At 64.4% G+C, this 21287-nt stretch carries 25 protein-coding genes and 2 pseudogenes; 17 read left to right on the forward strand and 10 right to left on the reverse strand.

The window, feature by feature from the left end; translation table 11 throughout:
• Nucleotides 1-691: 691 nt before the first annotated feature.
• From U5S82_10350 to gpmI, 4 genes are all read right to left on the reverse strand, one after another.
• Nucleotides 692-1507, reverse strand: coding sequence for a divergent polysaccharide deacetylase family protein (locus tag U5S82_10350; protein ID MDZ7752048.1), 816 nt, complete (start codon nt 1505-1507; stop codon nt 692-694).
• Between the two features lie 174 nt (nt 1508-1681).
• Nucleotides 1682-3013, reverse strand: a complete 1332-nt coding sequence (locus U5S82_10355; protein MDZ7752049.1) for a S41 family peptidase — start codon at nt 3011-3013, stop codon at nt 1682-1684.
• Nucleotides 3014-3130: 117 nt separating this feature from the next.
• Nucleotides 3131-4330, reverse strand: coding sequence for a peptidoglycan DD-metalloendopeptidase family protein (locus U5S82_10360; GenBank protein ID MDZ7752050.1), 1200 nt, complete (start codon nt 4328-4330; stop codon nt 3131-3133).
• The gene (gene gpmI / locus U5S82_10365) at nt 4330-5892 is read right to left on the reverse strand and encodes a 2,3-bisphosphoglycerate-independent phosphoglycerate mutase (protein ID MDZ7752051.1); all 1563 of its coding nucleotides are present in this window, start codon (nt 5890-5892) and stop codon (nt 4330-4332) included. Before gpmI ends, U5S82_10360 begins: the two co-directional genes overlap by 1 nt.
• A gap of 269 nt (nt 5893-6161) precedes the next feature.
• Here gpmI and U5S82_10370 point away from each other — a divergent pair, with 269 nt between their 5' ends.
• The 9 genes from U5S82_10370 (at nt 6162) to U5S82_10410 (ending at nt 13865) form a co-directional block, all read left to right on the forward strand.
• Entirely contained in the window at nt 6162-6473 is a 312-nt protein-coding gene (locus tag U5S82_10370; protein MDZ7752052.1) for a metalloregulator ArsR/SmtB family transcription factor, read from the forward strand.
• 110 nt (nt 6474-6583) lie between these two features.
• Nucleotides 6584-7015 carry a rhodanese-like domain-containing protein gene (locus U5S82_10375; protein ID MDZ7752053.1) on the forward strand — a complete coding sequence of 144 codons (432 nt, stop codon included), beginning with the start codon at nt 6584-6586 and terminating at the stop codon, nt 7013-7015.
• Nucleotides 7016-7025: 10 nt separating this feature from the next.
• Nucleotides 7026-7457 (forward strand): thioredoxin TrxC, encoded by a 432-nt coding sequence (trxC, locus tag U5S82_10380; protein ID MDZ7752054.1) that lies wholly within the window; start codon nt 7026-7028, stop codon nt 7455-7457.
• An 82-nt stretch (nt 7458-7539) separates the two neighbouring features.
• Entirely contained in the window at nt 7540-8025 is a 486-nt protein-coding gene (gene secB, locus U5S82_10385; GenBank protein MDZ7752055.1) for a protein-export chaperone SecB, read from the forward strand.
• Between the two features lie 71 nt (nt 8026-8096).
• A complete protein-coding gene (locus U5S82_10390) occupies nt 8097-9119 on the forward strand; it encodes an NAD(P)H-dependent glycerol-3-phosphate dehydrogenase (GenBank protein ID MDZ7752056.1) in 1023 nt (340 codons plus the stop codon).
• Nucleotides 9120-9297: 178 nt separating this feature from the next.
• On the forward strand, nt 9298-10494 hold the full coding sequence (locus tag U5S82_10395; protein MDZ7752057.1) for a cyclic nucleotide-binding domain-containing protein: 1197 nt from the start codon (nt 9298-9300) through the stop codon (nt 10492-10494).
• A 48-nt stretch (nt 10495-10542) separates the two neighbouring features.
• Entirely contained in the window at nt 10543-12780 is a 2238-nt protein-coding gene (locus tag U5S82_10400; GenBank protein ID MDZ7752058.1) for a cyclic nucleotide-binding and patatin-like phospholipase domain-containing protein, read from the forward strand.
• A 19-nt stretch (nt 12781-12799) separates the two neighbouring features.
• Nucleotides 12800-13597 carry a PEP-CTERM/exosortase system-associated acyltransferase gene (locus U5S82_10405; GenBank protein ID MDZ7752059.1) on the forward strand — a complete coding sequence of 266 codons (798 nt, stop codon included), beginning with the start codon at nt 12800-12802 and terminating at the stop codon, nt 13595-13597.
• A 136-nt stretch (nt 13598-13733) separates the two neighbouring features.
• Nucleotides 13734-13865 carry a hypothetical protein gene (locus tag U5S82_10410; protein MDZ7752060.1) on the forward strand — a complete coding sequence of 44 codons (132 nt, stop codon included), beginning with the start codon at nt 13734-13736 and terminating at the stop codon, nt 13863-13865.
• 62 nt (nt 13866-13927) lie between these two features.
• Here U5S82_10410 and U5S82_10415 read toward each other — a convergent pair whose 3' ends face one another.
• The gene (locus U5S82_10415) at nt 13928-14296 is read right to left on the reverse strand and encodes a DUF1640 domain-containing protein (protein ID MDZ7752061.1); all 369 of its coding nucleotides are present in this window, start codon (nt 14294-14296) and stop codon (nt 13928-13930) included.
• Between the two features lie 267 nt (nt 14297-14563).
• Between U5S82_10415 and U5S82_10420 the strand changes: the two genes are divergently transcribed.
• From U5S82_10420 to U5S82_10430, 3 genes are all read left to right on the forward strand, one after another.
• Nucleotides 14564-14809: a type II toxin-antitoxin system ParD family antitoxin gene (locus tag U5S82_10420; GenBank protein MDZ7752062.1), complete on the forward strand. Its 246-nt coding sequence runs from the start codon at nt 14564-14566 to the stop codon at nt 14807-14809.
• Nucleotides 14802-15098, forward strand: a complete 297-nt coding sequence (locus tag U5S82_10425; protein ID MDZ7752063.1) for a type II toxin-antitoxin system RelE/ParE family toxin — start codon at nt 14802-14804, stop codon at nt 15096-15098. The genes U5S82_10420 and U5S82_10425 overlap by 8 nt, the downstream gene beginning before the upstream one ends.
• A 173-nt stretch (nt 15099-15271) precedes the next feature.
• Nucleotides 15272-15508 carry a type II toxin-antitoxin system Phd/YefM family antitoxin gene (locus U5S82_10430; protein MDZ7752064.1) on the forward strand — a complete coding sequence of 79 codons (237 nt, stop codon included), beginning with the start codon at nt 15272-15274 and terminating at the stop codon, nt 15506-15508.
• A gap of 83 nt (nt 15509-15591) precedes the next feature.
• Here the strand turns inward: U5S82_10430 and U5S82_10435 are convergent, their stop codons facing one another.
• From U5S82_10435 to U5S82_10445, 3 genes are all read right to left on the reverse strand, one after another.
• Nucleotides 15592-16008: a type II toxin-antitoxin system RelE/ParE family toxin gene (locus U5S82_10435; protein ID MDZ7752065.1), complete on the reverse strand. Its 417-nt coding sequence runs from the start codon at nt 16006-16008 to the stop codon at nt 15592-15594.
• 366 nt (nt 16009-16374) lie between these two features.
• On the reverse strand, nt 16375-16686 hold the full coding sequence (locus U5S82_10440; protein ID MDZ7752066.1) for a type II toxin-antitoxin system RelE/ParE family toxin: 312 nt from the start codon (nt 16684-16686) through the stop codon (nt 16375-16377).
• Entirely contained in the window at nt 16686-16940 is a 255-nt protein-coding gene (locus tag U5S82_10445; protein ID MDZ7752067.1) for an antitoxin, read from the reverse strand. Before U5S82_10445 ends, U5S82_10440 begins: the two co-directional genes overlap by 1 nt.
• 285 nt (nt 16941-17225) lie before the next feature.
• On the opposite strand from U5S82_10445, the gene U5S82_10450 reads away from it, so the two are divergent.
• From U5S82_10450 to U5S82_10465, 4 genes and pseudogenes are all read left to right on the forward strand, one after another.
• Nucleotides 17226-17498, forward strand: a complete 273-nt coding sequence (locus U5S82_10450; GenBank protein MDZ7752068.1) for a type II toxin-antitoxin system RelE/ParE family toxin — start codon at nt 17226-17228, stop codon at nt 17496-17498.
• Nucleotides 17482-17817 (forward strand): helix-turn-helix transcriptional regulator, encoded by a 336-nt coding sequence (locus tag U5S82_10455; GenBank protein ID MDZ7752069.1) that lies wholly within the window; start codon nt 17482-17484, stop codon nt 17815-17817. Before U5S82_10450 ends, U5S82_10455 begins: the two co-directional genes overlap by 17 nt.
• Nucleotides 17818-17903: 86 nt before the next feature.
• A pseudogene (locus tag U5S82_10460) lies at nt 17904-18122 on the forward strand (hypothetical protein).
• Between the two features lie 257 nt (nt 18123-18379).
• Nucleotides 18380-19027 carry a PEP-CTERM sorting domain-containing protein gene (locus U5S82_10465; GenBank protein MDZ7752070.1) on the forward strand — a complete coding sequence of 216 codons (648 nt, stop codon included), beginning with the start codon at nt 18380-18382 and terminating at the stop codon, nt 19025-19027.
• Nucleotides 19028-19268: 241 nt separating this feature from the next.
• On the opposite strand, the gene U5S82_10470 is transcribed toward U5S82_10465, so the two are convergent.
• Nucleotides 19269-19529 carry a hypothetical protein gene (locus U5S82_10470; GenBank protein MDZ7752071.1) on the reverse strand — a complete coding sequence of 87 codons (261 nt, stop codon included), beginning with the start codon at nt 19527-19529 and terminating at the stop codon, nt 19269-19271.
• Nucleotides 19519-19743, reverse strand: coding sequence for a hypothetical protein (locus U5S82_10475; GenBank protein MDZ7752072.1), 225 nt, complete (start codon nt 19741-19743; stop codon nt 19519-19521). Before U5S82_10475 ends, U5S82_10470 begins: the two co-directional genes overlap by 11 nt.
• 1098 nt (nt 19744-20841) lie before the next feature.
• Here U5S82_10475 and U5S82_10480 point away from each other — a divergent pair.
• A pseudogene (locus U5S82_10480) lies at nt 20842-21222 on the forward strand (IS21 family transposase).
• The last annotated feature ends 65 nt before the right edge of the window (nt 21223-21287 follow it).

The following is a 21287-nucleotide window of genomic DNA, read 5'->3' on the forward strand; positions in this document are numbered from 1 at the left end:
CAGATGCCCTGGGATTCACCGTTTGCTCCTGTGGCACGGACGTAGGTCGGGATTCATCCCGACATTCAAGCCGCCGTGTATACCTCGCGCCGGGGTGGAAGCCCCACCGCGGGCTGTCGGACTGAAGTCCGACCTACAGCCCGACCCACAGCCTGACCTACAGATACACAACCACCGCCTGCTCTTGTGGCACGGATGTAGGTCGGGATTCATCCCGACATCCAAGCCGCCGCGGATACCTCGCGCCGGGGTGGAAGCCCCACCGCGGGCTGTCGGACTGAAGTCCGACCTACAGCCCGACCCACAGCCCGACCTACAGATACACAACCACCGCCTGCTCTTGTGGCACGGATGTAGGTCGGGATTCATCCCGACATTCAAGCCCGCCGCGCATACCTCGCGCCGGGTCGGTGCCGCCCGCCAGCGTTGGCTGTCGGGCTGAAGCCCGACCTACAGATACACAACCACCGCCTGCTCTTGTGGCACGGATGTAGGTCGGGATTCATCCCGACATTCAAGCCCGCCGCGCATACCACGGGCCGGGTCGGTGCCGCCCGCCAGCGTTGGCTGTCGGGCTGAAGCCCGACCTACAGCCCGACCTACAGCCCGACCACAGCCCGACCTACAATCAGCCGTCCGGTTTTAATCAACGGGCGAGCGCAGCGAAGCGCATCAATTCAAAATTAAGAATTCAAAATTCAAAATTCGCCAGGCGCCGGTGTTGTCTTAGCTCGATGAGGCGCGAAACCGGCACGAGCTCGATACCCCGCTCGTCGAGGGCGGGAAGCCAGGCGTTGAGGGCGTCGAGGGTGGCGGGGTAGGGGTGGCCGATGCCGAGGGCCATGCCCCGGGTACGGGCCTTGTGTTCCAGACGGGCGAGCTGGAGTTCGATGGCCTCGGGCGACGGGTCGTCGTCCAGGAACACGTCGCGGGTGTAATGGGGTATGCCGTGGTCGCGGGCCGCGGCGGCGGCGACGCTGGCGCCCGCGGTGCGGCTGTCCACGAAATACAGGCCGGGGTAGTCACCCATGGCCTCCATGAGCCAGCCCATGGGGGCTGCGCGGGTGGTGAGCAGGCTGCCCATGTGATTGCTTACGCCGGCCACCGCCGGCAGGCTGTCCAGGGCCTGGCGGAAGGTCCCCATGAGGTCGGCGCGGGCCATGGCCGCCGTCAGGCCCCCGGGCCCGAGGGTCTTGCCGCTGCGCGCCTCCATGGGCATGTGGAGCATGATCTCGTGGCCCTCGGCCACGGCCGCCGCCGCCAGGGCCGGGGTGTGGGGGGTATGGGGCAGGAAGCCGAGGGTGACGGCCCTGGGCAGGGCCACCGTCTCCCGACCTTCCTTGAGGCGGTATCCCAGGTCGTCCATGACCAGGGCGATATAGGCGCTGCCGGGCTCGGCGGCGGCCGGCCACGGCACGAGGGCGAGGCCGGCAAGCACCGCCAACAGCCCCCGCACGGCGGTCCGGCGGCCGCAACCCCGCGGTTTAACGTGAAAGTCGCGAAGCACAAACTCCCCCTCTCCCTCTGGGACAAATCCGTTGGGAACGGAATTGAACGCGCCTTGGCGCGGCCCGCAGGGCGCAGGGCAGGATGCCCGGAGTACAGGGATGGGGTGAGGGAACGAACATGGTGATACGCGCCCTTCTTTCATCATCTCGGACGGCGCGTATCGCCATGAGAGTTAGGAGCGGCCGCGGATGATGGCCAGGCCCTTGAGCAGGTTGAGGGCCTCGTAGAGGGGATAGTCCCGGCTCGCCAGGGGGGCGATGTCTTCTTCTTCTTCATTCTGACCCTTGGTGGATGGGGCGTCGTCCCGTGGCGTATCCTCGTCCTCGCCGTTGGTGAGATGGCGCGTCAGGTCCCGCTCCTTCAGGCGTGCCGAGCCCGTATCCTCGGCCGCGGCCACCGTCACGTTCTCCAGGACGATATCGGGCACGATGCCCTCCGCTTGAATGGAGCGCCCGGAGGGGGTGTAGTAACGGGCGGTGGTGAGCTTGAGGGCGGAGCCGTTCTCCATCGGCAGGATGGTCTGCACCGAGCCCTTGCCGAAGGTGGCTTCACCCATGATCACCGCCCGCTCCTGGTCCTGGAGGGCGCCGGCCACGATCTCGGAGGCGGATGCCGAGCCGCCGTTCACCAGCACCACCAGGGGGGCGCCGTTGAGGATGTCCGTGGGCTTGGCGTTGAACTTGAGCCGCGAATCCCCGATGCGGCCTTCCGTATACACCAGCAACCCCTTCTTGATGAAGGCGTCGGAGACGGACACCGCCGCGCTCAGCACCCCGCCGGGGTTGTTGCGCAGATCGAGTACCAGGCCCCGCAGTTCCCCGCCGTTGTCCCGCTTGAGTTCATCCACCGCGTCCCGCAGGTGGTCGTTGGTGTGCGACTGGAACTGGGTGATGCGGACGTAGCCGTAGCCGTCCTCCAGGGTGCGGGACTTGACGCTCTGCACCTTGATGACATCGCGCTCGATATCCAGTTTGAGGGGCTTGTCCGCGCCCTCGCGGATGATGGTGAGGGTGATGACCGAGCCTGGTTTGCCGCGCATGACCTTGACGGCGTCGCCGAGGGACAGCCCCTTCACGGAGGTGTCGTCCAGCCGGATGATGGTGTCGCCGGCCTTCACTCCAGCGCGCTGGGCGGGGGTATCATCGATGGGGGCCACCACCTTGATGAAGCCGTCCTCCATGGTGACCTCGATGCCGAGGCCGCCGAACTCCCCGCTGGTGCCGGCCTGGAGATCCTTGTAGTCGTCCGGGTCCAGGTAGGTGGAGTGGGGATCGAGCCCTGACAGCATGCCCTTGATGGCGTTGTTGATGAGGGTCTTGTCGTCCACCTCCTCCACGTAGTCGCTCTTGATCTTCTCCAGTACCTGGCTGAAGGCCTGGAGTTCGGCCAGGGGCAGGGGGGCGGCGTTCTCCTTTTTCGCCAGCACGTCCTGGCCCACGGAGACCATCGCGCCGGCCACGAGGCCGGCCAGCAACAGGGGGAATATTCGAACCAAGGGTCTCATAAACGTTCTCCACACACAGGTGGGCTAGCATAGCGGTCGCCTGTCGGCGGGTACAAGACATGCCTGGCATCCGTACGCGGGGAGGACCGGGGGTGGGTCGCAATCCTCACCGCGCGATCAGCTCCGGCACCAGGCAGCAGGGTCGAGGGGCGTGGCGTTCTTGCGGATCTCGAAATAGACCCCGGGCCGTTCGATGCCGCCACTGGCCCCCACGGTGGCCACCGCCTCGCCGCTGTCGACCCAGTCCCCGGTTTCCTTGATGAGAGTCTGGTTGTGGCCATACAGGCTCATGTAGCCGTCGCCGTGGTCGAGGATGATGAGCAGGCCGAAGCCCCGCAGCCAGTCCGCGAAGGCCACCCGGCCATGATGGATGGCGCGCACGGGCTCGCCGGGGCGGCCCGCCAGCACCACGCCCTGCCAGCGCAGGTTGCCGATACCGCGGGCGCTGCCGTAGCGATAGACGGTTCGGCCGCCATAGGGCCAGGGCAGTTGCCCGCGCAGGGTGGCGAAGGCCCGTTCCCGCTCCGGCATGGGGGCGATGTCCGCCAGGGCCTGGCCCAGTTCCTCGATCAGCCGTTCGAGTTCGCGGCGGTTGCTGTTCAGGTGAGCGAGTTCCTGGCCGCGGGATGCGATATCCCGGGTCAGGGTCCGTAGCAGCTCGCGGCGCCTGTGCTGTTCGGCCTCGAGCTGCCGCCGCTCCTGTTCCAACTGCCGGTGCAGGGTGGCGAGTCGGGCCTCCTCCTCGCCGATGCGGCGGGCCACCGCCGCCAGCTCGGCGAGGCGCCGGCGTACCGTCTCGATGGCGGTGCGGTACTCGCGGTTGATGTAGTCATGGTAGGTGAGGGCGCGCTGCACCGCCGCCGGGTCGTTCTGGTTGAGCATCAACTTGACGGCGTTCTGGCGGCTCATGATGAACGCGGACCGGATCTGGCGGGCCAGGGCCGCCGTCTGCGCCCGGTCCCGGGCCTGGAGCTCCGACTGCTGCTCCCGCAGCGCGGCCAGGCGCCGGCGGGTGGCCTCCACCTGGCGCTCCGTATGCCCGCCCTCCCGGGCCAGGCGCGCCACCCGGCGGTCATGCTCCTCGAGTTCCTGCTCGGTACGGGTCTTGGCGCCGCGCATCTCCTTGAGGCGCCGGTTGAGGGTCTGGATGCGCTCCTTGACCAGTCGCAGCTCCGCCTCCTTGTCGGCCTGCACCTCCTGGGGACCGGCCCCGGCGAGGGAGGGGGCGGCCGCCAGGGCGGCCACCATCAGCAGGAGAAGAACGGGCCGGGCCGGGCGCCGGGCCTTGGACGGCCAGGCCACGCCGCCACCGTCCATCACGCCGCCGGGGCGTCGGTGGCGAAGGCCAGTAGGGAGCGCCCGTCCATCTCCGGGGGTTGGGGCAACCCGAGGAGGTAGAGCAGGGTGGGGGCGATGTCCCGTAGCGCACCGCGCTCGGCGGCGAGGGTGGGACGGCCGACGTGGACGAAGGGCACCGGATTGAGGGTGTGGGCGGTATGGGGCTGGTCGATGGCGGTGTTCACCATCATCTCGGCGTTGCCGTGGTCCGCCGTGATCACCAGTTCGCCGCCGCGCGCCCGCACGGCGGCCTCCACCCGGGCGAGGCAGCCGTCGAGGGCCTCGATGGCCCGCACTGTGGCCTCGAAGTTACCCGTGTGCCCCACCATGTCCGGGTTGGCGTAGTTGCAGATGCACAGGTCGTAGGTTGCGCCCTCGATGGCGGCCACCAGACGGTCCGTGACCTCCGGAGCACTCATTTCCGGCACCTCGTCGTAGGTGCGCACGTTGGGGGATGGCACCAGCACCCGATCCTCGCCTTCGTAACGGGTGTCGAGACCGCCGTTGAAGAAGAAGGTGACGTGGGCGTATTTCTCCGTCTCCGCGATGCGCAGCTGGCGCAAGCCGATGTTGGAGGCGTATTCCCCGAGGACGTTGCGCAGGCGTTCCGGGGGAAAGGCGACGGGGATGTCGAAGTCCGCGCTGTACTCGGTGAGGCTGACGAAGCGACCCAGTTCGACATGGCGCGGGCGGGGGAAGCCGTCGAAGCCGGGCTCGATGAAGGCGCGCGTGATCTGGCGGGCCCGGTCCGAGCGGTAGTTGATGAAGACCACCACGTCGCCGTCCTCCAGAGTCACGGGGCCCTCGTCCCGCCCCGTGATGGCCGTGGCCTTCACGAACTCGTCACTCTCGCCGCGAGCGTAGGCGGCCTCCAGGGCGGACAGGGCGTCGGCGGCGTGATGGTCGGCGCGGCCCTCGGCGATCAACTCGTAGGCGGCCTGGATGCGCGGCCAGCGGTGGTCGCGGTCCATGGCGTAGTAGCGGCCGATGACCGAGGCGAAGCGGCCCCGGCCCAGCTCGGCGAACTTGTCCTCCATCAGGCGGATGGAGTCGGCGGCGCTCCTGGGCGGCGTGTCGCGGCCGTCCAGGAAGGCGTGGAGATAGAGCTTGTGGGCGCCGCGGCCGGCGGCGAGCTCGGCGAAGGCGCGGATGTGGTCCTCGTGGCTGTGGACCCCCCCCGGCGACAGCAGGCCGAGGATGTGTACGGCCCGGTCCTTGGCCACCGCGAGGTCCACGGCGTCGGTGAGGGTGGCATTGTTGAAGAAGGAACCGGTGCGGATGGCTCGGCTGACGCGGGTGAACTCCTGGTAGACCACGCGGCCCGCGCCCAGGTTCAGGTGGCCCACCTCGGAATTGCCCATCTGGTCCGCGGGTAGGCCCACGGCGGCGCCGGAGGCGTCCAGGGCACCATGGGGGTAGCCCGACCACAGGCGATCCCAGGTGGGGGTGTGGGCCGCGGCGATGGCGTTGTGGTCTTGCTGTTCGCTCGACCCCCAGCCATCGAGAATGATCAGAACGACGGGACGATGGCTTGCTGGCATGGGAAGGCGGCGAAGATCGAAAACGGGTTGCGGACATACCCATATTAGCATGACCGCCGGGTCTCGGTGCCAAAAGGCCAACCGCCGGAGGGTCCGCCGGGCGGGCGGGAGAGGGTCGGACGCATCCCATCGACTTCACCGGCCGTATCTTTGATGTTAATCGTATTATTGTATACTGGTAAACTTCGAAAGGGTCGGGGATACTGCGTCCATCATCCCGACTCGTATGGGCCTCCGGGCCTCATCAGGAACCGTCCGTGAGCGACGACATGGCCTCTGAAGATTCCCTCATCACCCGTGACGAAGACATCGAGCGCGCCTCTCGCTCCATGAAGGCGATAGCCCACCCCCTGCGGCTGAAGATCCTCTGCACCCTCGGCAACGAGGAGGTCAGCGTGCAGGACATCGTCGAGAAGGTGGGGACGTCCCAGAGCAACATCTCCCAGCATCTGGCCATCCTGCGGGACAAGGGCATCCTGACGGCGCGCAAAGACGCCAATCGGGTGTATTACAAGGTGGAGGATGCCCGCACCCTGCGTCTCATCGGCCTCATGCGCGACGTGTTCTGCCATTATTCCTGAGGCTTCTCCGGGGCGCGGTGGTTGATTGTCCGCCGGTTTCTGGTAGTTTCCCCCCCTTCCTTCCCGCCGTCTGCGGGGCCATTCAACATAGATAACAGTCGGGACATGCTGTGGATAGAGTGATCGAGTTCTCGGGCAATCACCTCGGCCTGGTGAGCGCGTTCTTCGTCGTGCTGGCCCTGCTGTTGGCCACCTTTCTGCGCGCCTCCCTGCAGGGCTTCAAGAGCGTAGACCCCATGGGCGCGACTCAGCTCATCAACCATGACGATGCCGTGGTGGTGGATATACGCGAGCCCAAGGAGTTGTCCGAGGGCAGCATCATCAACTCCACCCATATCCCCCTGGCCAAGTTCGACGGCAGCGTGAAGCAACTGGAGAAGCACAAGGACAAGCCGGTCATCGTGGTGTGCCGCAGCGGCAGCCGCTCCCAGGTGGCCTGCGCCACCCTCACCAAGAACGGTTTCGATCGGGTCTACAACCTCAAGGGCGGCATCCTCGCCTGGCAGGGGGCCGGCCTGCCCCTGAAACGCTCCAAGAAATGAGGTGTGATTGATGGCCTCGGGAAACGTCGTTTGCCCCCATTGCCTCGGCGTCAATCGCCTGCCCGCCGGCAAAGACCCGCGCCACGGTAAGTGCGGCCGCTGCCATGGAGCGCTCTTCACCGGCACGCCCGTGGCCGTTGACCACGAGGCCTTCCAGCGTCACGTCACGCGCAACGACATCCCCGTGCTGGTGGACTTCTGGGCCGACTGGTGCGGCCCCTGCAAGATGATGGCCCCCCATTTCCAGCGCGCGGCGGCGGAACTAGAGCCCGCGGTGCGGCTGCTCAAGGTGGATACGGAGGTGGAGCAGAACCTGGCCATGCAATACGGCATTCGCAGCATCCCCACCCTGATCCTCTTCAAGGATGGCGCCGAGCTGGCCCGCACCGCCGGTGCCCTCGACCTCCAGGGCCTGCTGGGGTGGACGCGCCAGCACCTGTAAGGCCCCAGGCGGTCATCGACGATAATGTCACCTCTGGCGGATACGTTGGTGTCCGTTTCATTCGAAAATCAGGAGTAGCCCCATGAGCGAAGCAGCAAAACAAGCGGACGGCGACCAGCAGCCGCAGTTGGTGATCCAGAAGATCTACACCAAGGATCTGTCCTTCGAGACCCCCAACTCCCCCCAGGTGTTCTCCCAGGAGTGGAAGCCCAACGTCAATCTCAATATCGCCACGGACAACGTCGATCTGGGCAACGAGCATTACGAGGTCACGGTGAGCGTCACGGTCACCGCCAAGGTGGGCGAGAACACCGCCTTCCTGGCGGAGGTCAAGCAGGCGGGGATCTTCGGCATCCGCGGCCTCGAGCCGGACCAGCTCAAGCAGACCCTGGGGGCCTATTGCGCCAACGTCCTGTTCCCCTATGCCCGCGAGGTGGTGTCCGACCTCATCATCCGTGGCGGTTTCCCGCAGCTCAACATCGCGCCGGTGAACTTCGACGCCCTGTACCTGCAGCAACTGCAGCAGGCGCAGCAGCGGGAGACCGATGCGGCGGTGCCCTTGCAGTGACCCATTGGGGGCGCTGACGGCACCATGCCTCCCCTCGCCACCCTGCCTCGGCCCATCGTAGCCGTAATGCCATGAGCCCCCTCACTCCCAGCGTCCTCGCGTCCTCGCCCATCGCGGTGCTGGGTGCCGGCGCCTGGGGTACCGCCCTGGCCATCCTGCTGGCGGCCAACGGCCAGGCCGTGCGCCTGTGGGGCCATGAGCCCGCGCAGCTGCGACGCCTGGCCCGCGACCGCGAGCACCGTGATGCCCTGCCGGGGGTGGTTTTTCCTCCGGCCCTGGAGATCCACGAGGTCCTCGAGGAGGCGGTGGCGGGTTGCCGTGACCTGCTGGTGGTGGTGCCCAGTCACGGATTCCAGGATCTCATGGAACGCCTCGCCGACATGGCGCTGGAGGCGCCGCGTATCGCCTGGGGCACCAAGGGCCTCGAGCCCGGCCGCGCGCGGCTGCTCCACGAGGTTGCCGCAGAGGCCCTGGGTACGGTTCCCCTGGCGGTGGTGTCGGGCCCGACCTTTGCCGCCGAGGTGGCTGCCCGGCTGCCCACCGCCGTCACCGTGGCCGCCAACGACGCCGACTTCGCCGCGGACATGGCCTCCCGCCTCACCAGCCCGTGGTTTCGGGTCTATATCAGCGAAGATCTGATCGGTGTACAGCTCGGTGGGGCGGTGAAGAACGTCCTCGCCATCGCGGCGGGTATCGCCGACGGCCTGGGCTTCGGCGCCAACACCCGCGCCGCCCTGGTGACTCGCGGTCTGGCGGAGATGGGGCGGCTGGGGCTGGCCGCGGGAGGGCGCCAGGACACCTTCAATGGCCTGGCCGGTCTCGGCGATCTGGTTCTCACCTGCACGGACAACCAGTCCCGCAACCGCCGCTTCGGCAAGGCCCTGGGCGAGGGTCGCGCGGCGGCCGCGGCGCTTACCGAAGTGGGGCAGGTGGTGGAGGGCGTGGCGACCACCCGCGAGGTGGTGGCGCTGGCGGCCCGGCTGGGGGTGGAGATGCCCATCTCGGAGCAGGTATACCGGGTGATCCACGAGGGCTTGCCTCCTTCGCAGGCGGTACGCTCGTTGTTGTCCCGAGCCGATATCCGCGGCGAATGAATAGCGGTCGCCGTGGCAACCGCTTTTGCATCCGTTGCATTTAGGGAGTTAAATTGTTATTCGGGCAGCCGCTGAAGCTTCAGCATTTTGTCTATGAAGGGGGACTTGGTCGATCGTCGGGGGACGGCTCGGTCAGCAAGCCGCACTCTGTTAGCCGTAAGCCTTTGAGCCAACGACAATGGCGATTACCCTGAAGATTGCGCGCAGCGAAAAAGAGGTGGATGACGCCCTGTGGTTGCGCCATGAGGTCTTCGTCATCGAGGACGGCAAATTCGGCGGCAAGGCGCTGCCGGGGGCGCGCATCCTGGACCGTTACGATGCCTTTCCCAACGTCCACAACATCGTGGTCTACGAAGATCAGGAGCCGGTGGCGACCATGCGCATGGTCAAGGAATCCGCCGTCGGCCTGCCCACCGATGAATACTTCGATTTCGGGGATTACCGGACTCAGGCAGCCAGGGAATTGAAGGCGGCCGGCCAATCCGACTGCGGCGTGGTGCTGGGCAGTGCCGGGATGCTTGCCATCAGAGGTCCGTGGCGGGTCCGCCGTGATGTCATCCGCGCCATGTTCCGAATCGCCGCCGGCGTGGCCATGAACAACGCCGTCACCCACATCGTGGTGGCCGTGAATCACGAAACGGCGGGCATGTACCGGCGCCTCGGCTTCCAGCGTCTGACCGACAAGTTCTGGGTGGAAGAAGTGGGCAACTTCATCGTCCCCCTGGCGGGTTCCGTGGAAGGCTTTCATAAGTGGGCCTTCGGGGACCTGCCACCGACGCCTCTGAATACCTTCCAGGACAGTTTCGAGCGTTTCTTCGTCAGGGCGGGAGAGGTGGTATTCAGTGAAGGTGATCTCGGAGACATGGCGTTCATCGTCGATCAGGGTATCGTCCGGATCTCCCGCCTGAGCCCGGCTGGGGAAGAGTTGACCCTTGCCCGACTCACCCGCGGCGACCTGTTCGGGGAATTGGCGCTGGTGGACGAGGCACCGCGTTCGGCCACGGTGACGGCGGTGACCGATTGCGAACTCATCACCCTGGATCGGGAGGCCTTCATGGACGAACTCTATGCCGAGCCCGAACGCATCCGGGCGCTGCTCAATCTGTTCTCCCGGCGCATCCGGCGCATGGATGATTTTGCCATGGTGCTGGCATTTTCACCGCTGGACCAGCGCCTGGACTTTGCCCTGCGGATGGCCAAGACTCGATCCAGTCAGGACCGCAAGGACAAACGCATCAAGATATTCAAGGGAGGGGTGGATGAATTCGCCACTCTGGCGGGGGTGGATCACGACACGGTGCTGCGTTATCTGGAAGAACGGCGGGACAAGGGTGAGCTGGACTACTCGCCGCGGCATATCCGTTTCTTCGCCTGAGGCCGGCCCGGTCGCCGGACAGTCCTCCCAATCCCCAGGCGGCCATCCATGACGGCGATCCCCAGCGCCGCCATCCCGGATCCCCTCGACCAGGTGGAACTGTTCGCCCAGCTCAGTGCCGACGGGCGGCGCCACCTGGCGGGGGCCCTGCAGACGCGCCATCTGGCGGCGGGTGCCGAACTCTTCCGTCACGGTGATACCGGGGAATGTCTTTATATCCTCACGGCCGGCAGCCTCGAGGTGGTGGTGGAGGGCGGCGACGGTAGTACCCGTAGTCTTGCGCGCATCGGACCCCACCAGTGTGTAGGAGAGATGGCACTGCTGGCGCCGAACGCGCGGCGTACGGCCACCGTCAGGGCCCTCGAAGACTCCCGTCTGCTCGAACTCTCCAAGGCTTCCTTCGAGCACCTGCTGGCGGCAGAGCCCTCCCTGCGGCGTCTCATCGGTCAGGTGCTGCTGCATCGCCTGCCCGGCCTGCATCTGGCCACCTCGCGGTTGTTCGGCGACCTCGACCAGCAGCTCCTGGAGGAACTTCATTCCCACTTTTTCTGGGTGAGTCTGGCGCGCGGGGAAGCCCTGTTCCGGCAGGGTGAACCGGCCAAGGCGGTCTACTACGTCGTCAATGGCCGCCTGCAGGTGAGTGTCGCAGAGCAGGGTCGGCAGATGGAACTGGAGCAGGTAGGGGGCGGCCACGTGGTGGGGGAGATCGCCATGGTCACCGGCGAGTCCCACTCGGTGACGGCCACCGCGCTGCGGGACAGCGACCTCATCGGTCTGTCCCAGGCGGGCTTCGAGCAGATCATGGAGCGTAACCCGCGGGCTGCCGTCTATGTGGTGCGCGGCATGCTTGCCGAACTGGGGGGCCGCGAATCCTTCCACGAGCGGGCCAAGGACAGCCCGGTGCGCACCATTACCGTCGTACCCCTGGAGCCGCGGGTGGAGGATTTCGGGCGGCGCCTCGCCCGGGCGCTCAACGCTGGCGCTAAGACTCTGTACCTGAACGCCCGCGTCTTCGACCGTTTTCACAACTCGGGGGCCGCTCAATTGGCGGAGGATGACCCCCGCGCGCTGTACCTGCGGAAATGGTTCAGCCAGCAGGAGGAGAGCCGGGTGCACGTGGTCTACGCCACGGATCCGGAAGACAGCCCCTGGACCCGGCGCTGTATCCGCCAGGCGGATCGCATCCTGCTGGTGGCGCCGGCCGATGCCTCCCCGCGATTGCGGGCGGTGGAGCGCCTGGCGGGGGAACTGGCCGCCGGCGTGTCGACCGAATTGGTGCTACTCCACGACGACGACGGCCAGCTGCCCAAAAATACCCGGGCATGGCTGGAGCCACGACGGGTGGCTGCCCACCATCACCTGCGCCAGGGTCGGGAGGCCGATGTCGCCCGCCTGGGGCGTTTCCTCACCGGGCGCTCCGTGGGTCTGGTGCTGGGGGCGGGGGGGGCCCGCGGCCTCGCCAATATCGGGGTGTTCAAGGCCCTGCTCGAGGCGGGCGTGCCGGTGGACTACGTGGGCGGGGCGAGCATGGGGGGCTTCCTGGCCGCCCTGGTGGCGGCCGGCTTCGACTACGAGCAGATCGTGCGTTTCGTGCGCCTGGTGCTGGTGGACAAGCCCCGGGGCTTCGGCTACACCTTACCCGTCATATCCATGATGTCGGTGCGCAAATCGGAACAGCGCTTCCGCGACATCTTCGGTGATCGCGACATCGAGGACCTGTGGCTCAATTTTTTTACCGTGTCGGTGAACATCACCAATCCGGCCGTGAAGATCCATCGCGAGGGACCGGTGTGGCGGGCGGTACGGGCGAGCCTCGCGATCCCCGGCCTCATCGCGCCGCTGTTCGAAAAGGGCGAACTGCTGGTGGATGGCGCGCTGCTGAACAGCGTGCCCGTGGATGTCATGCGGGACTTGAACCCGGGCCCGGTCATCGCCAGCGACGTCGGCAAGGTCCCGGCGCTGGCGGTGGACCCGGAGCTGGATAACTGCCCGTCGCCCGGCCGCCTGTTGTGGCAGCGCCTGATGCCGGGGGCAAGCAACCGTGAGGTGCCCCGCATGGGCGCCATCCTGCTGCGCTGCATGGATGTCTCCAGTCACCTCAACAAGCGCCGCAACCGCGACCTTGCGGACCTCTATCTCACGCCGCCGGTGGAGGGCTACCGCATTCTCGACTTCGACCGCGCCGACCAGCTCATGGAAACCGGCTACACTTATGCGGTGCGTGCCTTGGAGCAGGCCGATCTGAGCGACCTCCTGCCCGCGCATGAACCCCGCCCCAAGGATTGACCGCAAACCCTCAGCGACCATGACCGACTATCGCATCTCCAGCGCCCTGGGCACCTTGTGGCCGGTGCGCCTGTTCTATCGCACCGCCGTGGGGCACCTGTTCCACCGCTATTTCCAGGTGGTGGCCGCGGACACCGACGCCCTGCGGGCAGAGGTCTTCCGCATCCGTTACGACGTCTATTGCGACGAACTGGGTTGGGAGGACCGGGCACGTTATCCCGACCGCCAGGAGACGGACGAGTACGACCGCTACGCCCTCCATTCCCTGCTGCTGCACAAGCCCAGTAACACCTATGCGGGCTGCGTGCGCTTGGTCCAGGTGCCCGGCGATCCCCCAGGCCTGCAACTGCCCTTCGAGAGCGCCTGCCGGGACCATCTCTTCGAAGATATCTACGCCCCCCTGGCCCGCGACCGCCGCGCCGTGGGCGAGATCTCCCGCCTCGCCGTGCGCGAGCGCTTCCGCCGTCGCGAGAACGAGCAGCACCGCCCCGAGGGCCAGGTCCCCGAGCGCAATGGCCGCACCGATCCGCGGCGCCGCACCCCCCCCATCGCCATGGGACTCTACCTGGCCGCCGCCTGCAGCGGCCTGCAGGCCGGCAAGGAGGGCGTCTTCGCCCTCATGGAGCCCCGCCTCGCCAGGCGCCTGCGCACCTATGGCCTCTATTTCCGCCAGGTGGGCGAGGGCATCGAGCACCGCGGCACCCGCGCGCCCTTCTACATCAGCCGCGACGACCTCTACGGCCGCATCTCGCCGCGGGTGCGGGGGTTTCTGGACGTGGTGTGCGGGGATGTGCGGTTCGGTGGGAATGGGCGCTGAGCCGGTCGTCGGTCTATCCTGCAAGTGATGAGTGTCAGGCAGCAGTAGAGGTGAGCAACGTGCCCGTCGTCCGGCCCCAGATCCGCTATACCTACGAGGACTAAAGGAGTACTGGGTCGTCGACCCGGCGGCCGGGATGGTGCAGGCCCACGTCTTCGGCGAGGCCGGTACCAGCGGGGTGTCGGAATTCTTTACATCGACCCCGCTGCGCTCGGGCCTCCTGCCCGCTCTCGCCATCGACCTGGCGGAGGTCTTCCGCCTCGACTAGCCGGCATCGCCGTCCGCCCGGCGCCGCTTCACTGGACCCCGTGCGTTATCTCCTCACTTCCCTCAAGGTAGCAGCAGCTTCAACAAGGCGCCGAACAGGCCGAGCTGTACCATGAGCATCCCAGCCGTCCACTTGATGGTATCCACCTTCGTCTGGGCGATCTCCCTGGTGAGTTCGGCCCGCAGGCTCTCGATCTCCCTGGTGACTTCGGCCCGGAGTCGCTCAATCTCCAGACGCAACCGACCCTCGGCCTCGGTAGTATTCGTCTGAAGGCGCAGCTCAGTCTCCCGCATGCCGGACTGGGTGGCCAGTTCCTTGACCTCCGGGTAGCGCTCCTCCATACGCTCGAATGCCTCGGCAATAAGGCGCGCCCGCGTCTTGTCATCCGGCGCGGAGGCGAGCTGCTCGTAAAATTCCACGACTGAAGGCATGGGTTGACGCTAGCAGCTTCCCTTTTGGTCCGCAAGAAACAGGTGGGGGTCAACAACTAATAGCCGCCTTCATCGTCGATGCAGCGGGCTTATTCCAAGGGGATGGTGTTGATGGCCATCTAAACCGACCCCATATCGCGTACTGCACACCTATTATGCAAAAAGTATTAGCTCGAAACCCACAGGCGGATATTTTGAACGCAAATTGCTCATATGCTAACCTGCACCAATAGTATGATACGCATGCCAGGACCAGGGGGTCGACTAATGGGCACCAAGCGCAAAACTATTACCATCACCGAAAGTCAGGATAGTTGGATAAAAAGCCAAATCAATGCAGGTGAATTTACTAATGACAGTGAATATATTCGGGATTTGATCCGGCGTGATCAGACCAGTCAAGCTGATATCGAAACTATCCGAGCAGCCCTGATCGAAGGCGAGGAAAGTGGTGAGCCACAACCATTTGATACAGTCGAATTTAAAAGCGTAATGACTGCTAAGCATGCCTGAACCGGAGTACCGGCTCTCGCCTAAAGCGCGAGACGATTTGGAATCCGTGTGGCTGTACACGCTTTCCCAGTGGGGTCACGAACAAACCGAAAAATACATTGACGATATAGCGGCCGCGTTTGACCTTCTCACCAGCAATCCAAGGCTCGGGAAGAGATGCGATAATATCCGGCCAGGATACAGAAAGCATCCAACTTTGCGTCACGTTATCTACTACCGAGAAGTTGACTACGGAATTGAAATCATCCGAGTTCTACACGATCATCAGTTGGCCACTCGACACTTGTAATCAGAGAAGAATTGCCACGCGGGCACTAGACGTGGCCTGGACCCACGGATAGTGACGTATAGCCAGATTCCCTGAAGTATCGCAGCGCCGCCTCACCCGAATCGACTATGGGTTGCCCGTCCACCGTGCCATGCCTATACTTGACTTAGTCAAGTAGACTAAGAGTCATTCAAGTGAAACAGGTAAACGTCCATACCGCCAAGACCCACCTGTCGCGCCTGGTGGCGGAGGCCTGCGCGGGCGAAGACATCGTCATCGCCCGCGGCAATACGCCCCTGGTGCGGCTTACGCCCCTGAACCCGCCGCAGCGTAAACGCCAGTTTGGTGCCCTCAAAGGCAAGGCGCGGGTCGACGATGCCTTTTTCGAGCCCCTGCCGGAGGAGGAGGTGGCGGCCTGGGAGACCGAGTAGCAAGGTACACCCATCCAGGATCTCCCGAATCCAAGCCGAGGTTGAACGACAGGAGAAGGCCGACGCCGGACTCAATGAGTTGATCAAGTACTACTGGCCGGCTTCATCGTAAGTCGATGCAGCCGGCGCGTTTCACGGGATGGCGCGTCCATCGCTGTGTCGGAAAATTTAGTAAGTCTTCGTTTGGCCGTAGCCAATTCATTTGCAGGTGTCTTCTGAGACTTCTCGACAAAACCATGGAGCAATACGATGTTGTCTTCATGGATTGTAAAGAAGGTCCGAGTGATCCCGCTTGCCAGATTGGATCTGAGTTCCCATAAGTCGGTATCCATCTTCCGCGCGAGGGGCATACCTACAGGCCACCCAAACTGCAACGTCTTGATGTCCTCACCAATCGTCCTACGGCTGGCTGCATCCATTCCTCGGAGCCAATTCATAACCGGCTCTCGACCCGAGTCCAGGCGGAAGAATAAAACCAGGATTGGTCGGTCCACTGACATTGATTAATTGCACCAATAGTGGTACAGGCGTCAAGGTTCGATCAGGGAAAATTGAGGGGTCACATAACTAATGAGCATTTATCCACCGTGCGCAGCATGGCGAATAAATGTCTGTTGGACTAAGCCGCCCATCAGACCGGCGCGGACTGATTTATAGCGAAATGTATTGCGCAGGGTGGGCGCGGTGCGCCGGGGGTGGCGCTGATCGGGTGGTGGTCGTGGGCGGTGAGGCGCCTTCGTCCATGTCTTCGGGCCCTGCGACGTGCGATAGGTGGTCATTCTCTCGCCATTTCTCGGCAAAATCCAATGTCCGGGCGAGCACGAGCACGAGCGCGGCCCCATATCCGCGCGGCGGTTCGCTTCGAATCAATCCAGTCGCTCCTGCAGGCGGGCGATCATGTCCATGCGTTCGTGCAGGATGGCCAGCATCAGCGAGGGCTGATTATCCCGGGGCAGGCAAAAAAGGTAATGGTGTCCGGCGCGGCGCACTCGCAAGCCGGGCAACAAGTCGTCCCGGTTTTTGTACCCGCCTTGCCCGAGCGCCAGTTCCCGTGGCGGCCTCTCTTCGATCTGCGCGATATAGGCCTGGCATTGCGTCCGTTCCCAGGTTTGCAGCGTGTAACGGACAACATCGCGCAGATCGGTTGCCGCGCTGCGGGTGAGAACGTAAGGACGCATTAATCTTTTGATTCAGCGTGCAATGCTTGCCCGGCGAGTTCGCTGATGCTGCTCTGGACCACCTCGCCACGCTGGGCTTCGGCCAGACGTTCGGACAGTAGCCCTTTAAGTTCATCCAGCGCCTGGTCCCCTGCTGAATCTGGGGGGAACAGGCGTTCAAGGGCATATTGCTTGAGGGTCTTGCCCTCCAGGGCGGCGAGAGCCTTGAGAGTCTGGTGCTGCTGTTCTGTGACGTCGAGGGTCAGGCGGCTCATGGCATAAGCTCTATGGTCTGAGGGTGACGCCCGTAGCTTACCACAAATGTGGGTTTGTGGGCCTCAAGAAACGGGAAAGCAAGTTGGGTCGTCGACCCGGCGGCAGAGTTGGTCCGGGCCCAGTCTTCGGCGAGGTTGGCGCCAGCCGGTTGTCGGAATTCTTCACGTCGACCATACCCAATAAGGTATAATTTCGGCGCGAGTACCTCGTCCCGGAATGAGCGGCCGTTGCACTGGATTGGATCCGCTAAACACGATCTCTGGAATTCCCGGATAACGTGATCGATGATTTCGGATACGGCCTCGGCGTTGCGCAGCCGGGCGGCCAGCCGCCTTCAGCGAAGCCATGGTGAATTCGAGTTGGTCGAAGATCATCGGGGAGACACCTATCGGGTGGCCTATACGGTGCGGTTTTCGAGAGCGGTGTACGTACTGCACTGCTTTCAGAAGAAATCGCCTACCGGAATTCGTACTGCCAGGACCGATATAGACCTGATTCGGCAGCGGCTCAAGCTGGCCCACAAAGACTACGATGTGCGCTATGGCAAAGAAGACTGAACGGGTGGATGTGGGTACGGGCGATGTATTCCGCGATCTCGGGTTGGCGGATGCCGACGAACGCAAGCTGCGCACGCAATTGGCAATGCGCCTCAATGACCTGATCCGGGAGCGCAAGCTCACGCAGGCGACGGTGGCCGAGATCTTCGGTATATCCCAGCCGCACGTTTCAGACCTGCGCCGCTATAAGCTCAGCCGATTCTCGTCCGAACGCCTGTTGCACTTCATTACCCTGCTCGATCGGGACGTGGAGATCGTGATTCGCCCCAAGGTGGCGGGTCATGCGGCCGGCAGGGTGTCGGTACTGGTTGCGGCCTGATGATCCACCATGACCCGGAGCCTAGACCCGGGTCAGTCGAATAGTGGCTGTGGTGGAAAAGGCAAAAGGCAAGACCCGACCCCGGAATGGAAGGCGCGTGCCGCCATCTGATTGCTGATCGGTTCGAAATCACGGGGGCGCGTTGGTCACTAAAAACCGCGGAGGGCATCCTTCGACTCCGTGCGATCCGCGCCAGTGGCGACTGGGATAGGTATCAGGCATTCCACAAGAAGCAGGAGTGGAGACGAAACCACCTTCAGCGCTTTCACGGGCCGGGAACACAAGCCATGGTCTGGTTGGAATGAGTCGTTCTAAAAGAGCCGCACCCAAAGGCAAAAGGCAAGACCCGACCCCGGAGTGCACGTGCCCTTACCTACGCCATCATCGGCGTCGGAAAATTTTACACTTTCCACCCCTTTGCCAGCGTCTTCCCTTGGTGAGCCTGGTGCCTCCCCTTTGTTTTCAATTGGTTAAACTCCATCCATGACCCTGGCGTTTTTCTTGCATGGGCTTTCCTAAATAGAGTTTCCGTTCAATCCAACCCATAGGAAGAGATGGAATAATGAACAACAATGGTCTGAAGCATTGCGTCCTCGCCCTGGTACTCGGCGGCCTCAGCGGTACCGCCCAGGCGACGCTGATAACCAACGGCATCTTCGATAGCGACCTCTCGGGATGGAGCATCGACACCACACTTCAGGGCGGGACATCCGACGGCGTGATCTGGAGCGATGACGCGGTGAACTGGGACGGCGGCCTGGCGCGGGTCGGCCAGCCCGGCACGCCCGGCGTGACGGAGTTCTTCCAGGTCTTCAACATCCCTACCGGATCCCAGGCCCTCTCGGTAAGCTTCGAGTACCTGTGGCAGAGCAACAAACCCACGATAGAGGACTTCTTCCAAGTGGAGTTGACCTACGACACCAACGGGGGCAGCCAGACGGTAGTACTGCTGAACGAGGGAAGCGTGAGCGGCAACTTCAGCCTGCCGCAAACCGCGTTCTCCCAGACCATAGCCTTGTCCGACCTCGCCATCGTCGCGCCCACCGGGGAGGTACGCTTCACCCTGACCGAGAACAACAGCAGCGCGGGCACCCGGGTGCACTTGGACAACGTAGCCGCCCAGGCGGTCCCCGTCCCCGCCACCCTCGCCCTGATGCTTCTGGGTGTCGCCGGCATCGGCTGGAGCCGGAGCCGCTCCCGCAAGGCCTAGCCGCAATGGTGTAACCGCTGCGCTTGTTCCACCCTACGCACCTTGCCGGCATCGCAGCACCGTAGGGTGGGTCAAGCGCAGCGGACCCACCGCCTGGAGTTGGGGATAGCGATTCGATCACCTGCCCGTGCTGGAGGTCCTCCGTGTAGAGCCGCTCACACCCCGCATCCAGGGCGGCAGCGACGATCAGGCTGTCATAGAAACCGAAACGGTAACGGCCCCGGATATCCAGGGCTCGCTGTTAGAGGGCGGTACTGGGCCACACCCGCCACAGGGGCACGAGCACCCGATCCAGGAACTCCCGGGCATCTTCCGGACGGGCCGGAGCCGGCAGCTTGCCGACCAGGACGTTCAGCACCTCATGTACCACCTGGAAGCTGATTACGCCGCGGCGGGTTTCCATGAGCACGCGTAACAACTCCCGCGAGCGCTTCTGCTTCCCCGCCTCCTCGGGCGTGAATAGACAGAGCAGCACATTGGAGTCGAGAAAATCACCGCTCATTCATTTCCTCGCGGCTGAACCGCCGGTCCCCGGTGGTGGCGTAACCCTGCAGGCGCTCCACCACCTCCATGGCATCCTCCACCTGGCGGCGCTGGCGGACGTACTCGGCGAGCCAGCGCCTGAACTGCTCGTTCAACGTGGTGTGCTCCGCCCGGGCCCTGGCCCGCGCCGCCTCGATGAGCCGATCATCGGCACTCAGCGTGATGTTCTTCATGATCGATACAAAAACCTCGTGTACACGAGCGCAGTGTAAAGGGCCAGGGGGAATCAGAATCAATTGGCTCAAAAAAAACCCCTCCGCCCTGCGACGGAGGGGGTTGCTCCCGAGAGCCCCCGCGGCCGATCGCCTTTAGCCCGGATGTTTCATAAACCCGCCATCGCAGCCTGCGGGTGGCCGACCAAGGTGCTTCGATGCCGATCGAGCCGTTTTCCCGGGCGTCCGAGCGAGCAGAGGGCCATCCTGGGTGCGACCACGCCGTTTGTTCGGGGGGTTTGCGGTGCGCTGAATGCCGTTTTCCGCAGCGTGCACCAATCATTGGACATCGTGTAGATGGCTGTAAAAACCCGCGCATATCTGGCGAAGGATTGATTGCCAGGCCAACCAGTCGCTGAGCCGTCTGGCGGGCGGCCGCGAGCAACCGGTGACAGGAGTGCCGGAATCGGGTAGATGAAGAGGGGCCGTTGAGACAGGTGCGATACCGGGTCTAATTGACTTGGCGGTCGATCCCGGTATCGCACCCCGGGCCGTGCAGAGCACGTGCCCGCACACTATTTCTCGTTTTCCCCTGACAATCAAGTCCTCATCGGCCTGGATCGCCGATGGAGAACTCTGCACGCCTGTACAACTGCGCCCGTTGTCATCGTCAGGTGATGATTTGCAGTGGCTGTGACCGCGGCAACATCTATTGCCCTGAAGGGTGTGCGCAGGCGGCACGAAGCGCGTCTCTGCGGGCCGCCGGCTGGCGCTACCAGCAGAGCCGCCAGGGCCGGCACAAGCATGCCGAGCGGCAACGCCGCTACCGGGCGAGAAGGCAGAAAGTGACGCATCAGGGTTCCCCGGCCCCGCCCCCTCATGATCCACTACCCCCCGTTCCGGCGAGGCCGGCTGGCCGCCGCGGTGCGGATGGCGCGCCGATGATGGCGCCCATTCGCTGCCACTTCTGCGGCCGTGAGTGCGGGCCTTTCCTGCGTACCGGCCCGCTTCATCGCGCCACCGCCGCTGCTGCGCTTGGAACAGTCACCCGACAGGGGCCACCAGGCGCCCGGGCTCAGCCCCCTTGAGCCGGCCGGCCACGAGATGAGGAGAAACGCATTGGCCATCAGCAAAGAACAAGAGGCGCAGATCCTGCGCTATCACTACGTCGAGAAGTGGCGGGTGGGCACCATTGCCAGCCAGTTGGGCGTACACCACAACGTCGTCAATCGGGTGCTCTCCCAGGCCGGCATGCCGAAGGTCGAGCGGGCTGCGCAGCCGTCGATGATCGATCCTTATCTGCCGTTCATCACCGACACCCTGGCCCAGTTCCCCACGCTCACCGCCAGCCGCCTCTACGGCATGGTGCGTGAACGGGGCTACCCCGGCGGCCCCGACCACTTCCGCCATCAGCTCGCCTGTTACCGGCCACGCCCCCGGCCCGAGGCCTTTCTGCGCCTGAAGACCCTGCCCGGCGACCAGGGACAGATCGACTGGGGCCTATGCCGAGTTCGGCATAGGCCCCACTATGCCGAGTTTCAGACTATGCCGAGTTTTTCCTCTTG

Source organism: Gammaproteobacteria bacterium, from assembly GCA_034522055.1.
Classification (GTDB): Bacteria; Pseudomonadota; Gammaproteobacteria; order JAABTG01; family JAABTG01; genus JAABTG01.

Excerpts from the sequence above, each read along its gene's own strand:
- U5S82_10370 (MDZ7752052.1), top strand. The coding sequence starts at position 6,162 with ATGGCCTCTGAAGATTCCCTCATCACCCGTGACGAAGACATCGAGCGC.
- U5S82_10440 (MDZ7752066.1), bottom strand. The coding sequence starts at position 16,686 with ATGCGTCCTTACGTTCTCACCCGCAGCGCGGCAACCGATCTGCGCGAT.
- U5S82_10425 (MDZ7752063.1), top strand. The coding sequence starts at position 14,802 with ATGCCTGAACCGGAGTACCGGCTCTCGCCTAAAGCGCGAGACGATTTG.
- U5S82_10435 (MDZ7752065.1), bottom strand. The coding sequence starts at position 16,008 with ATGTCAGTGGACCGACCAATCCTGGTTTTATTCTTCCGCCTGGACTCG.
- U5S82_10475 (MDZ7752072.1), bottom strand. The coding sequence starts at position 19,743 with ATGAAGAACATCACGCTGAGTGCCGATGATCGGCTCATCGAGGCGGCG.
- trxC (MDZ7752054.1), top strand. The coding sequence starts at position 7,026 with ATGGCCTCGGGAAACGTCGTTTGCCCCCATTGCCTCGGCGTCAATCGC.
- U5S82_10405 (MDZ7752059.1), top strand. The coding sequence starts at position 12,800 with ATGACCGACTATCGCATCTCCAGCGCCCTGGGCACCTTGTGGCCGGTG.
- gpmI (MDZ7752051.1), bottom strand. The coding sequence starts at position 5,892 with ATGCCAGCAAGCCATCGTCCCGTCGTTCTGATCATTCTCGATGGCTGG.
- U5S82_10390 (MDZ7752056.1), top strand. The coding sequence starts at position 8,097 with ATGAGCCCCCTCACTCCCAGCGTCCTCGCGTCCTCGCCCATCGCGGTG.
- U5S82_10420 (MDZ7752062.1), top strand. The coding sequence starts at position 14,564 with ATGGGCACCAAGCGCAAAACTATTACCATCACCGAAAGTCAGGATAGT.
- secB (MDZ7752055.1), top strand. The coding sequence starts at position 7,540 with ATGAGCGAAGCAGCAAAACAAGCGGACGGCGACCAGCAGCCGCAGTTG.
- U5S82_10455 (MDZ7752069.1), top strand. The coding sequence starts at position 17,482 with ATGGCAAAGAAGACTGAACGGGTGGATGTGGGTACGGGCGATGTATTC.
- U5S82_10450 (MDZ7752068.1), top strand. The coding sequence starts at position 17,226 with ATGATTTCGGATACGGCCTCGGCGTTGCGCAGCCGGGCGGCCAGCCGC.
- U5S82_10355 (MDZ7752049.1), bottom strand. The coding sequence starts at position 3,013 with ATGAGACCCTTGGTTCGAATATTCCCCCTGTTGCTGGCCGGCCTCGTG.
- U5S82_10470 (MDZ7752071.1), bottom strand. The coding sequence starts at position 19,529 with ATGAGCGGTGATTTTCTCGACTCCAATGTGCTGCTCTGTCTATTCACG.
- U5S82_10395 (MDZ7752057.1), top strand. The coding sequence starts at position 9,298 with ATGGCGATTACCCTGAAGATTGCGCGCAGCGAAAAAGAGGTGGATGAC.
- U5S82_10445 (MDZ7752067.1), bottom strand. The coding sequence starts at position 16,940 with ATGAGCCGCCTGACCCTCGACGTCACAGAACAGCAGCACCAGACTCTC.
- U5S82_10360 (MDZ7752050.1), bottom strand. The coding sequence starts at position 4,330 with ATGGACGGTGGCGGCGTGGCCTGGCCGTCCAAGGCCCGGCGCCCGGCC.
- U5S82_10415 (MDZ7752061.1), bottom strand. The coding sequence starts at position 14,296 with ATGCCTTCAGTCGTGGAATTTTACGAGCAGCTCGCCTCCGCGCCGGAT.
- U5S82_10400 (MDZ7752058.1), top strand. The coding sequence starts at position 10,543 with ATGACGGCGATCCCCAGCGCCGCCATCCCGGATCCCCTCGACCAGGTG.
- U5S82_10410 (MDZ7752060.1), top strand. The coding sequence starts at position 13,734 with ATGGTGCAGGCCCACGTCTTCGGCGAGGCCGGTACCAGCGGGGTGTCG.
- U5S82_10465 (MDZ7752070.1), top strand. The coding sequence starts at position 18,380 with ATGAACAACAATGGTCTGAAGCATTGCGTCCTCGCCCTGGTACTCGGC.